Below are 11,153 nucleotides of genomic sequence, written 5' to 3'. Positions count from 1 at the left end.
GCGTCGCGTCAGTACCGCACCGCCGGGTTGGTGACCGGGGGCGCGAGGCGGACGTCGGTGGAGACGATGCGCGACCCGAGGGGCAGCAGCGAGATGGGGATCATCTTGAAGTTGGCGATGCCCAGCGGGATGCCGATGATCGTGATGCACAGCGCGACACCGGTCACGATGTGGCCGATTGCCAGCCAGATGCCGGCGAAGATCAACCAGATCACGTTGCCCACGGCCGACGCGGCGCCCGACGACGGGTCCCGGACCACGGTGCGGCCGAACGGCCAGAGGGCGTAGTTCGCGACACGGAACGACGCGATCCCGAACGGGATGGTGATGATCAGGATGCAGCAGACGATGCCGGCGAGGACGTAGCCGACGGCCAACCAGAATCCGCAGAGCACCAGCCAGATGATGTTGAGGAGAGTCTTCATGTGTCCAGTGTGCCCGCGAATCGGACACCCTGCCCTCGCCGCCGATGACATCGACCGATGGCAGTCGTCTACCGTTTGCCCATGGCGAACGCAGTGACCTCGTTGACCAACCGCGTGGTGCGGACCGCGATGCAGCGACCGCGCTCGGTGCGCGACCTCGTCGACCTCACCCGCGCCCCGGCCGAGGGTCTCGAGGGCAAGACCGTCCTCATCACCGGGTCGTCCTCGGGCATCGGTGAGGCGGCGGCACGCAAGTTCGCCAAGCACGGCGCGAACGTACTGCTCGTGGCGCGACGGGCCGAGGAGCTCGAGACGGTGGCGGCGAGCATCCGCGCCGACGGTGGACTCGCCCACCCCATCCCCGCCGACCTGTCCGACACCGACGACATCGCCCGACTCATCGAGGCGGTCACCGCCGACCACGGCTGCCCCGACATCGTCATCAACAACGCGGGCCGCTCCATCCGTCGCGACGTCCTCGACTCGACCGATCGTCTGCACGACTACCAGCGCACGATGGCGATCAACTACTTCGGACCCGTGCAGCTCACCCTCGGGTTCCTGCCTGCGATGCGCGAGCGGGGCAGCGGACAGTTCATCAACGTCTCCACCTGGGGTATCCCGATGGGCGCGATGCCCAAGTTCTCGGCGTACGCCGGATCGAAGTCGGCGCTCACCGCGTTCGGCCGCAGCATCGCCGCCGAACTGCGTGGGACGGGCATCGCGGTGACGACGGTCTTCTTCCCGCTGGTCCGGACCCCGATGATCTCGCCGACCGACGAGTACACCGAGGCGCCGGCCCTGTCGTCATCGGAGGCGGCGCGCTGGCTGATCCATGCCGCGATCCACCGCCAGGCCGAGGTGATGCCGCGGGTCGCGCGGTTCATGCGACGCGTCGGCGCGGTCTCGACCGACGCCGCCGATGAACTCATCGCCCGCTCCGCCGTCTGACGCCCGGCCGCGGTCTGTGGCGGGCGCCACACATCGCCCCGTCGTGCTGGCACAATGGCGGCCGTGGCAGGCGCACCCAACGGATCGCTCGACCAGCCGGATCAGGTCCGGCTGGCCTTCGAGCGGTTCCTCGCCGACCGGTCCACGAGGCGGGATTCGATGCGCTCGGTGGTCCGCGACTCCTGGATGCGGTCGCTGCGCCGTGGCGTCGATCCCTCCGGCTCGACGGTCGCCGACATGTCCTCGGGCGACTTCGACACCTACCGCGCCGCGCACCCGATGACCGCGATGCGACCGCTGGTGCGCTCGCTGATGCTCGACGACATCGGCGGCGCGGGCGTCGTGGTGGCCCTCACCGACGAGGTCGGCCGGCTGCTGTGGCTCGAGGGCGACCATGCCGCCCGTGATCGTGCCGCCTCCATCGACTTCGTCGAAGGTGCCATCTGGTCGGAGGAGACGGTGGGCACGAATGCGCCGGGCCTGGCGCTCGCGGTCGATCATGGGGTGCAGATCGTCGGGAGCGAGCACTTCGCCGAGCCGGTGCAGGAGTGGAGTTGTGCTGCCGCGCCGGTGCACGACCCGGTGACCGGTCATGTCATCGGCGTCCTCGACATCACCGGGGGCCGGCAGGTGGCGGCGCCGTTCGCGATGTCGACCGTCCGGTCGGTGGTCGCCGCGATCGAGATGCAGATGCGGTACGGCGGAGTGGATCTCGGTCGGATCGCGGTGACGGAGGACGCGCCCGACGCGCGGCTGTCGGTGACCGACGTCGCGGGACTGCGGGTGGTGCTCGACGGCCGTACCCACCGGCTGAGCCCTCGTCACGCGGAGATCCTGCTGCTGCTCGCCCACCATCTCCACGGATTGGGCACCGAGGAGCTGGCCGCGAAACTGTCCGACTCGGGCGTCGACGCGGTGACGGTGCGGGCCGAGATATCGCGGCTGCGACGCGATCTCGGTGCCGACGTGGTGTTGTCGCGTCCGTACCGTCTCGGGGTGCATCTCGATTCCGATGTGCACCGGATGACCGAACTGGTGCGCGGTGGCGATGTGGTGGCCGCGATCGACGAGCTCGGCCGCGGAGGTCTGCTGGCCCAGTCCCACGCGCCGGGCGTGGTGGAGCTGTTCGAGGAGATCACCGCCGACATCCGTTCGGCGGTGATGCGCGGACACGAGCGACGGGCGTTGCAGGCGTGGACCGACTCGGTACACGGGCGCGACGACGCCGCGGCGTGGCAGGCGCTCGCGGCCGCGATCGGTCCGGATGATCCCGGCCATGCCCAGGCGCTGGGACGGGTGGCCCTGTTGGACAGGCGTTTCGGGCTGAGCAGCTGAACGGGCCCGCCGAGTCTGACCAGATCGGTATAGAGCCAGCGTAGTCTGGGACCCATGGCAATGAATCTCGACGGGGCACTCGCCGATCGCAGCCGATGGTCGGCGGAGGAGTGTTCGGTCGCCAAGGCACTCGAGGTCGTCGGGTCGCGCACGGCGATGCTGTTCCTGCGCGAGGCGTTCTACGGCACCACTCGGTTCGCCGATTTCGCGCAGCGCGTGGGCGTGACCGACGCCGCCGCGGCCACGCGGCTCAAGCAGCTCGTGTCCGACGGGATCTTCGCCAAGCGCCCGTATCAAGAGCCGGGATCGCGTCCGCGGCACGAGTACGTCCTCACCGACAAGGGACGCGATCTGCTCCCGGTGGTGCTGGCGATGATGGAGTGGGGCGACCGGCACCTGCAACCGCAGGGCCCACCGGTCGAGGTCGTCGACGCGGGCGGTGAGCGGGTGGGCGTCTCGGTACGCACGGCAGGCGGCGATGAGGTGGGTCTCGACGCACTGCGTCTGCGGCGGGGGCGTCGCGGCTGATCGATCGATGTCTGTATTGACCATACTGTAGTCAGGGCCTACCGTGACGACTATGGTCAACACCAGAGTGGCGGCGCCCGAGGCGTCCGCGACCCGCCGTCCCGGCATCGTCCTGTTCGTCCTGTCGCTGGCCGCGTTCATGGCCAGCCTCGACGTCTTCATCGTCAACGTCGCCTTCGACGACATCGGCCGCGATTTCGCGGGATCGTCTCCGTCGCAGTCGATCCCGCTCTCCCAGCTGTCGTGGATCCTCAACGCGTACACGATCGTCTACGCCGCGCTGCTGGTCCCGGCCGGTCGCCTCGCGGATCGGTTCGGCCGCAAGGAGAGCTTCCTGTTCGGCCTCGCCCTGTTCACCGTCGCCAGTGCCGCCTGTGCGGCGAGCGACGGTGTCTGGTGGTTGGTGGCGGCGCGCGTGGTGCAGGCGGTGGGTGCGGCGATCCTCACCCCGTCGAGCCTCGGCCTGGTGATCGCGGCGGCCACCCCCGCGAACCGCGCTCGCGCGGTGCGTATCTGGGCGGCCACCGGCGCATTGGCCGCCGCTCTGGGCCCGGCGTTGGGCGGCATGCTGGTCGAGGCGTCCTGGCGGTGGATCTTCCTCGTGAACATCCCGGTGGGGATCGTCGCCTTCGTCGGGGCGGTGATCGTGGTGGAGCGTTCACGCGACGACTCGCCGACCCCGTTCCCCGACATGCTCGGCGCCGCTGTCCTCGCGGTGTCGATCGGCGCGCTGACGCTCGGATTGGTCGAGGGGCCCGACTGGGGGTGGGCCGATCCACGCACTCTGACCGCGTGGATCGTGTCGGTGGTGGCGCTGGGCCTGTTCGTCGTCAGCTCGTCACGCCACCGGTCGCCGGTGATCGACGCGGCTCTCCTGCGGGTGCGCGCCTTCTCGTTCGCGAACGCCACCGCTGTCCTGTTCTCGATCCCGTTCGCCGCCTCTCTGCTGGTGAACATCCTGTGGATGCAACAGGTCTGGGGATACTCGGCGATCCGTACCGGCTTCGCGGTGGTGCCCGGACCGTTGATGGTCCCGCTGTTCACCGTCGTCGGACACCAGCTCGCCACGCGTCGGGTGCCGATCGGCGTCATCGTCGCCGTGGGGTGCGCACTGATGGCCGGTGGCGCGCTGCTGCTCGCGGCGTCGGTGGGCCAGACCTCGGACTACGTCGGCGACATGCTGCCGAGCCTGCTCATCGGTGGCAGCGGCATCGGCCTCGCCCTGCCCTCGATCCTGTCCTCGGCGACCGCCGACCTCCCGCCGACGCAGGCCGCGACCGGCAGCGCGGTGGTCAACATGAGTCGCCAGATCGGCACCGCGCTCGGGGTCAGCATCATCGTCGCCGTCCTCGGGACGCCGGTCGGATACGCGGCGGCCCACACCTCGTTCACCCATGCCTGGTGGACGCTCGCCGCGATCGCCGTCGTCGCGGCGGTCGTCGCACCGGGGATGACGCCCCGCCGCTCCCCGGCGCACTCAGTGCCCGCGACCTGAGTCCGGCCGACCCCTCCCGCTCAATGGAACGTTTCTGCTAGTTTGTTCCACATCGGCGTGGGGCTCACGCCGGCGGAAGGAAGTGACGACGTGGTCGCGAACCCCATCGCATCGAGCGAGTCGCGCTGGCGAGGGCTGGCGTCGACCATCCCCGAGGGTGTCACCACCTCCGCCATGAACGAAGCCCTGCCCGACGTCGGCAGTCCCGCACCCTGGTCGATCGCCGGTGACGGGGTGTTCTGGTCGGGGAAGGCCCGCCGCTCCGACCGCGATCTCCTCCCGCCGTCCCTGGCCCGCTTCGCGATACCGCTTCTCCGTGTCGGTTTCGCCGTGCGGTACAGCCACACCCCGGTCGGCACCTACAACGAACTCGGCGGCGTCATCGTCTACGCACGCCCCGGCGGCGTGTTCGGGCACATCCCGTTCCTGCCCGTCGACTCCGCGGCCACGATGCGCGGCGGTCGCGAGAACTGGGCGTTGCCGAAGGTACTGGCGGAGTTCTCGGGTGACCCGACGGAGTCGAGCGAGTTCACCGCATCCGGCGACGGGTGGTCGGTGGGCGTGCGCATCGGCGACGCCGGGCCCGCTCGCGCTCTCGCCGTCCCCAAGGCGCTCGGCTGGCCGGTCCTGTCGACGGTGATCGTCCCCGCCCTGAGCGGCATGGAGCAGGTGTTCGCCGACGGGTCGCGGGCCCGCACGGGTGCCCTCGACATCCCGGACTTCGACATCACCACCGCCGAGACCACCGTGACCGTCGCGACCACCGGGAGTGAACCGCTGCGGCGACTCTTCGGCGACCGCGCCTACCGCGGCAGCGTCATCACCTACCGCGATGTCACCCTCGGCGCGCCCCGGATCCGCTGAACGGTTCAGCTGCTGAGCTCGAGTTCAATGCCGACCGATTTTATCTATCTCCATTACTGCACCTAGATGCGAGATTCCCATTGCGCCACCGAGAGCGCACCCCACAAAAACACCGATACCAACGCCTAAGCCCTGCCAGAAGCCCTCCACAGCAATTCCGGCGGCGATCGATGCAACCACGGTTAAAACGACGGTCGTGAGGACTATTAGCCCGAAAAGGACCCCCCGGTGTGCGACGTACAGCCAGACCAACAAAGCGAAGATTGCGACGACCAGAAGCGTTCCTAGAATATTCATCTTGAAATTCAAGCAGACCAGCTAAAAGGCTGTGCGGCAATCCAGTTCACGTTTTCGATCTTAGTTCGCGACGAGATCGAAGGCTGTTGCCATGGCACGCGCTCTGCATCACGATACCGCGAATGCCGGGAATACGGTGATGTGGTGCTGGCTAGCACTACACCGTGGCTCGACAAGCCATCTTTCAACGACTTAGCCCGGGCGCCGCGCGGCTTGCTCGGGCCGTTCCGAGCGGGCCGACCCCGGACCGCTGACAGCTAGTTCGCAATCAGAACGAGTTGATGCCTGCCACCGCAAGGTTGTGATTGAGATAGGGTTTGCGGTCTTGTACGCCAGGCATTGGCGACCCGTTTCGTAGTGCGGATGGTGTTCCCCTCCTCAGTACTGTCCCGATGCCGGTCGCCCGCCGAAGTGCGCCGCGAACAAGTCCTGACACGACGACACCCCGCCGACCGGTGCGGTCGACGGGGTGTCGTGGTGTGTCGAGCTGAGTGTCAGCCCTGCACGTCGAAGCGATCGGCCATCATGACCTTGTCCCACGCCGCGACGAAGTCGTGCACGAACTTCTCCTTCGAGTCGCTCTCGGCGTAGACCTCGGCGACGGCCCGCAGCTGCGAGTTCGACCCGAACACGAGGTCGTTGCGGCTACCGGTGTACTTCTCCGCACCGCTGGAGCGGTCCTTGCCGACGTAGGTGCCCTGCTCGTCGCCGACGGGCTCCCACACGGTCTCCATGTCGAGGAGGTTGACGAAGAAGTCGTTGCTCAACGTCTCCGACTTGTCGGTGAGGACACCGAGCTTCGAGCCGCCGTGGTTGGCGCCCAGGACACGCAGGCCGCCGACGAGCACGGTCAGCTCCGGTGCGCTGAGGGTCAGCAGGTTGGCCCGATCGACCAGTGCGAACTCCGCGGGCAGGCGGTCGCCCTTGCCGAGGAAGTTGCGGAACCCGTCGGCCTTGGGCTCGAGGTAGGAGAACGACTCGACGTCGGTCTGCTCCTGCGTCGCATCGGTACGACCCGGGGTGAACGGGACGGTGATGTCGACGCCACCGTTGCTCGCGGCCTTCTCGAGTGCGGCCGCGCCACCCAGCACCACGAGGTCGGCGAACGAGACCTGCACGCCGCCTGCACTGTTGAACGACTCCTGGATCGACTCGAGCGAACGGATCACCTGGGCCAGCTCGTCGGGCTCGTTGACCTCCCACCCGGCCTGCGGCTGCAGACGGATGCGACCGCCGTTGGCGCCACCGCGCTTGTCGCTGCCGCGGAACGACGAGGCCGCCGCCCATGCGGTCTTGATCAGCTGCGAGATCGTGAGTCCCGACTCGAGGATCTTCGCCTTGAGCGCCGCGATGTCCTCGCCACCGATGAGGTCACCGGTGACCGCGGGAACCGGGTCCTGCCAGAGCAGTTCCTCGCTCGGCACCTCGGGTCCGAGGTAGCGGACGACGGGCCCCATGTCGCGGTGCAGCAGCTTGAACCAGGCGCGGGCGAACTCGTCGGCGAGCGACGAGGGATCGGCGAGCCAGCCGCGGGTGATCTCCTCGTAGATCGGATCGACGCGCATCGCCATGTCGCTGGTGAGCATCATGGGCGGGTTCTTCTTGCCCTCGACGTGCGCGTCGGGGACGAGATCGGTGGCGGCACCGTCCTGCGGACGCCACTGCCACGCACCGCCGGGTCCCTTGTGGACCTCCCACTCGTAGCCGTAGAGCGTCTCGAGGTAGGAGTTGTCCCACTGGGTCGGGGTCGGCGTCCAGGCACCCTCGATGCCGGAGGTGATGGTGTACTCGGCGTTGCCGGTGCCGAAGCTGTTCTTCCAGCCCAGGCCCATCTGCTCGAGAGGTGCGCCCTCGGGCTCGGGTCCGATGTACTTCTCGGGATCGCCTGCGCCGTGGACCTTTCCGAACGTGTGTCCGCCGACGACGAGAGCCGCGGTCTCACGGTCGTTCATGGCCATGCGGCCGAAGGTCTCGCGGATGTCGTTGGCCGACAGCTGTGGGTCCGGGTTGCCGTTGGGGCCTTCGGGGTTGACGTAGATGAGGCCCATCTGCACGGCGCCGAGCGGCTCCTCGAGCTCGCGGTCGCCGGTGTAGCGCTCATCGCCCAGCCAGGTCTGCTCGGGACCCCAGTAGACGTCCTGCTCGGGCTCCCAGCGGTCCTCGCGTCCGCCACCGAAACCGAAGGTCTGCAGGCCCATCGACTCCAGCGCGACGTTGCCGGTGAGCACGATGAGGTCGGCCCACGACAGGCTCTTGCCATACTTCTGCTTGATCGGCCACAGCAGGCGGCGCGCCTTGTCGAGGCTGGCGTTGTCGGGCCAGCTGTTCAGCGGGGCGAAGCGCTGCATGCCGGCGCCCGCGCCGCCGCGACCGTCGTGCACGCGGTAGGTGCCCGCCGAGTGCCAGGTCATGCGGATGAAGAACGGGCCGTAGTTGCCCCAGTCGGCGGGCCACCAGTCCTTCGAGTCGGTGAGGACCTCGTTGATGTCGGCCTTCACCGCGGCGAGGTCGAGGCTGTTGAACGCCTTCGCGTAGTCGAAGTCCTCACCCAGCGGGTTCGCGACGGCCGGGTTCTTCTGCAGGATGCCGAGGTTCAGGTTGTGCGGCCACCAGCCGCGGTTGGTGTTGCCACCCTCCACCGGTGCAGCGTTGCCGTGCACCACCGGGCAACCGCCCTGCGCGTGATCAGCAGGCTGGTCCTCGTTCATCTCTTTTTCGCGTGTTTCGTGGGCTTCGGTCACGAGATTCCTTCCGGTGGTTGACAACTGGCTGTGGTGCAGACGGGTTCGCGATCAGCTCGCTGGTCGCGCCCGGCGTTCGGTGGTGCACTGCGGGCAGTATCCCCAGTAGATGACCTCGGCCTCGTCGATCACGAAGCCGTTGTCGGTCGACGCGGTCAGGCACGGTGCCTCGCCCACGGCGCAGTCGACGTCGGCGATGGCGCCGCACGAGCGGCACACGACATGGTGGTGGTTGTCGCCGACACGGGACTCGTACCGGGCGACCGACCCCGCGGGTTCGATGCGGCGCACCAGACCCGCGCGGGTGAGGGCGCCGAGGACGTCGTAGACCGCCTGCCGCGACACCTCGGGCAGGACGGTGCGCACCGAGGTGAAGACGGTGTCGGTGTCGGCGTGGGGATGGGCGGCGACCGCGTCGAGGACCGCCACGCGCGGGCGGGTGACGCGCAGCGACGCTGCGCGCAACATCTCCGTGTGATCGGTCGCCGGGTGCACAGCACCACTATGCGTGACTTTTCTGGACTCAGTCAAGACTCGCGGGGATGAATTCTCGATGACGTCGGACTTCCTAGGGTGGCGGCATGCGGAAGTTCGGCGTCGGGGGTGTGGTGCGCGCCGTCGACGACGCCACCGGCAACGCCTGGTTCGAGGCCGCCGCCCGCGCCGGTCACGTCACGAGCGGCGTCGTCCACGTCCTCATCGCCTACGTGATCGTGCGCATCGCCCTCGGCGCCGGCGGCAATGCCGACCAGTCCGGAGCGCTGTCGACCGTCGCGAGCACCACCGGCGGCACCGTCGCCCTGTGGGCGGCCGCGATCGCGTTCGTCGCGATGGCGTTCTGGCGGGTGGCCGAGGCCGTCGTCGGCGTCCACGCCACCGAGCCCAACGGCCCCGACGACGAGGGGGCGTCCGGACTGGCCGACCGTGGCAAGGCGCTGAGCCTCGCCGTCGTCTACTTCGCCTTCGCCTGGACGGCGGTGCGTTTCGCCCTCGGCGAGGGCACCTCGAGCGGCAAGGAGAACGCCGGCCTCAGTGCGCGGCTCATGAGCTCGGGCGCAGGCAAATTCGCGCTCGTGGTCGTCGGGATCGTCGTGTTCTGTGTCGGCGGTTATCACGTCTACAAGGGCATCAGCAGGAACTTCATGGATGACCTGTCCCTCGACGACAACGCCGCGGTCCGCACCACCGGGGTCATCGGATACGTCGCCAAGGGAGTCGTGCTCGCCGTCGCGGGCGTCCTCGTCGGTGTCGCGGTCGTGAGCGCTGATCCGTCGAAGGCCACCGGGATCGACGGCGCGGTCAAGACACTCGGCTCCGCGCCGGCCGGCCAGATCCTGCTCTTCGTCGCGGCCGTCGGTGTCGCCACCTACGGCGTCTACGCCTTCGTCATGGCCCGCTACGCGCGCATGTAGGACCGCGTCCCGACAATCTCGTTGCGTGATGTGTCGACACCTCCGCAGAATCAGCGGATGGCCGCCCTCACGATGCCTGTTCTGGAGGGCGCAGGAATCCGACTGCGACCGTTCACGTCCGCCGACACGGCGGCGGTCGTCGCCGCGGGGCGCGACCCCCTCATCCCGTGGATCACGACTGTGGCGGCCCAGGGGGACGACGACGATGCCGTCGCGTTCGTCGAGCGCCAGCATCAGCGGGCTCGCGACGGCGAGGGCTGGTCGTTCGCGATCGCCGACGCCCTCACCGACGAGGCCATGGGGCAGATCGGGGTGTGGGTCTCGCTGCCTCGTCACGGTCGGTTCCACATCGGCTACTGGCTGGCCGAGGAGTTCCGCGGCGCCGGGGTGATGTCCCGCTCGCTGCGGTTGGCCACGGATTTCGTGTTCGGGCTCGAGGGTTTCGTCCGGGTCGAGCTCTTCATCGAACCGTGGAACACCGGTTCGCGCGGCGTGGCGCGCACCGCCGGCTACAGGTGCGAGGGGCTGCTGCGCGGCAGCCACCTCATCGACGGCGAACCCCGGGACATGCTGCTCTACGCGCAGACCGTGCTCGACGGCGATGAAGCGCATCGGTCTGGATCGCCGCCGGAGACGGTCACAGCGGTGGCCGACGTGGCCGATGCGCCGGAGCTGCTCGTGCTGCAGCGCTGTTGCTGGGTGGCCGAGGCATTCGCGAACGACACCTTGGACATCCCGCCGCTGCGCGAGTCGCTCGAGGAGGTCGTCGCCTGGATCGGTGACGGTGTTCACGGTGCGAACCGGACCTCGCTTGATCGGCGCCGTGCGGGGCCGCCCGGTCGGCGACACGTGGGAGATCGGCCGGTTGATGGTGGCGCCGGACATGGCCGGCCAGGGGCTGGGCCGCCGACTGCTGGAGCAGATCGAACGGGCTGCGCCGCGGACGATCTCCCGATTCGAGCTGTTCACCGGAGCGCGGAGCGTTCGCAACCTCGACCTCTACCGCCGAGCGGGGTACGAGGTGGTCGACACGACCAGTCCCACCGGCCACATCTCGGGTGCAGTGACCCTGCGCAAGCCGGTGGTCCGATGAGTCCGTCCGTCA

General features: G+C 68.7%; 11 protein-coding genes and 1 pseudogene. 8 read left to right on the top strand and 4 right to left on the bottom strand.

The window, feature by feature from the left end; translation table 11 throughout:
* Positions 1-8: 8 nt before the first annotated feature.
* Complete coding sequence (locus tag ACQ7HM_RS05240; RefSeq protein ID WP_434215158.1) at positions 9-425, bottom strand: YccF domain-containing protein; 417 nt, start codon at positions 423-425, stop codon at positions 9-11.
* Between the two features lie 81 nt (positions 426-506).
* Here ACQ7HM_RS05240 and ACQ7HM_RS05235 point away from each other — a divergent pair, with 81 nt between their 5' ends.
* The 5 genes from ACQ7HM_RS05235 to ACQ7HM_RS05215 all read left to right on the top strand — a co-directional run bounded on the left by ACQ7HM_RS05235 (position 507) and on the right by ACQ7HM_RS05215 (position 5,598).
* The gene (locus ACQ7HM_RS05235) at positions 507-1,376 is read left to right on the top strand and encodes an SDR family NAD(P)-dependent oxidoreductase (protein WP_434215157.1); all 870 of its coding nucleotides are present in this window, start codon (positions 507-509) and stop codon (positions 1,374-1,376) included.
* A gap of 63 nt (positions 1,377-1,439) precedes the next feature.
* The gene (locus ACQ7HM_RS05230; RefSeq protein ID WP_434215156.1) at positions 1,440-2,711 is read left to right on the top strand and encodes a GAF domain-containing protein; all 1,272 of its coding nucleotides are present in this window, start codon (positions 1,440-1,442) and stop codon (positions 2,709-2,711) included.
* A 54-nt stretch (positions 2,712-2,765) separates the two neighbouring features.
* The gene (locus ACQ7HM_RS05225) at positions 2,766-3,239 is read left to right on the top strand and encodes a winged helix-turn-helix transcriptional regulator (protein ID WP_434215155.1); all 474 of its coding nucleotides are present in this window, start codon (positions 2,766-2,768) and stop codon (positions 3,237-3,239) included.
* Between the two features lie 52 nt (positions 3,240-3,291).
* A complete protein-coding gene (locus ACQ7HM_RS05220; RefSeq protein WP_434215154.1) occupies positions 3,292-4,734 on the top strand; it encodes an MFS transporter in 1,443 nt (480 codons plus the stop codon).
* A 90-nt stretch (positions 4,735-4,824) separates the two neighbouring features.
* Positions 4,825-5,598, top strand: coding sequence for an acetoacetate decarboxylase family protein (locus ACQ7HM_RS05215; RefSeq protein WP_434215153.1), 774 nt, complete (start codon positions 4,825-4,827; stop codon positions 5,596-5,598).
* A 24-nt stretch (positions 5,599-5,622) separates the two neighbouring features.
* Here ACQ7HM_RS05215 and ACQ7HM_RS05210 read toward each other — a convergent pair whose 3' ends face one another.
* The 3 genes from ACQ7HM_RS05210 to ACQ7HM_RS05200 all read right to left on the bottom strand — a co-directional run bounded on the left by ACQ7HM_RS05210 (position 5,623) and on the right by ACQ7HM_RS05200 (position 9,104).
* Positions 5,623-5,907: a hypothetical protein gene (locus ACQ7HM_RS05210; RefSeq protein ID WP_434215152.1), complete on the bottom strand. Its 285-nt coding sequence runs from the start codon at positions 5,905-5,907 to the stop codon at positions 5,623-5,625.
* A gap of 482 nt (positions 5,908-6,389) precedes the next feature.
* Entirely contained in the window at positions 6,390-8,603 is a 2,214-nt protein-coding gene (gene katG / locus ACQ7HM_RS05205) for a catalase/peroxidase HPI (RefSeq protein WP_434215151.1), read from the bottom strand.
* Between the two features lie 84 nt (positions 8,604-8,687).
* Positions 8,688-9,104, bottom strand: a complete 417-nt coding sequence (locus tag ACQ7HM_RS05200) for a Fur family transcriptional regulator (RefSeq protein WP_434215636.1) — start codon at positions 9,102-9,104, stop codon at positions 8,688-8,690.
* Positions 9,105-9,217: 113 nt separating this feature from the next.
* Here ACQ7HM_RS05200 and ACQ7HM_RS05195 point away from each other — a divergent pair, with 113 nt between their 5' ends.
* From ACQ7HM_RS05195 to ACQ7HM_RS05185, 3 genes and pseudogenes are all read left to right on the top strand, one after another.
* On the top strand, positions 9,218-10,048 hold the full coding sequence (locus tag ACQ7HM_RS05195) for a DUF1206 domain-containing protein (protein ID WP_434215150.1): 831 nt from the start codon (positions 9,218-9,220) through the stop codon (positions 10,046-10,048).
* A 57-nt stretch (positions 10,049-10,105) separates the two neighbouring features.
* Positions 10,106-10,552: pseudogene (locus ACQ7HM_RS05190) on the top strand (GNAT family N-acetyltransferase); the annotation flags it as partial.
* Positions 10,553-10,841: 289 nt separating this feature from the next.
* Positions 10,842-11,141: a GNAT family N-acetyltransferase gene (locus tag ACQ7HM_RS05185; protein ID WP_434215149.1), complete on the top strand. Its 300-nt coding sequence runs from the start codon at positions 10,842-10,844 to the stop codon at positions 11,139-11,141.
* Positions 11,142-11,153: the final 12 nt, after the last annotated feature.

This window comes from Williamsia sp. MIQD14 (assembly GCF_051025635.1).
Taxonomy (GTDB): domain Bacteria; phylum Actinomycetota; class Actinomycetes; order Mycobacteriales; family Mycobacteriaceae; genus Williamsia_A.
Note: the sequence above shows the minus strand (reverse complement) of the source record. Positions and strands in the feature narration are given on the sequence as shown.

What these genes read in the sequence shown, in the direction of transcription:
- ACQ7HM_RS05240 (WP_434215158.1), bottom strand. Translation starts at nt 425, where the DNA reads ATGAAGACTCTCCTCAACATCATCTGGCTGGTGCTCTGCGGATTCTGG.
- ACQ7HM_RS05235 (WP_434215157.1), top strand. Translation starts at nt 507, where the DNA reads ATGGCGAACGCAGTGACCTCGTTGACCAACCGCGTGGTGCGGACCGCG.
- ACQ7HM_RS05225 (WP_434215155.1), top strand. Translation starts at nt 2,766, where the DNA reads ATGGCAATGAATCTCGACGGGGCACTCGCCGATCGCAGCCGATGGTCG.
- ACQ7HM_RS05220 (WP_434215154.1), top strand. Translation starts at nt 3,292, where the DNA reads ATGGTCAACACCAGAGTGGCGGCGCCCGAGGCGTCCGCGACCCGCCGT.
- katG (WP_434215151.1), bottom strand. Translation starts at nt 8,603, where the DNA reads ATGAACGAGGACCAGCCTGCTGATCACGCGCAGGGCGGTTGCCCGGTG.
- ACQ7HM_RS05200 (WP_434215636.1), bottom strand. Translation starts at nt 9,104, where the DNA reads ATGTTGCGCGCAGCGTCGCTGCGCGTCACCCGCCCGCGCGTGGCGGTC.
- ACQ7HM_RS05195 (WP_434215150.1), top strand. Translation starts at nt 9,218, where the DNA reads ATGCGGAAGTTCGGCGTCGGGGGTGTGGTGCGCGCCGTCGACGACGCC.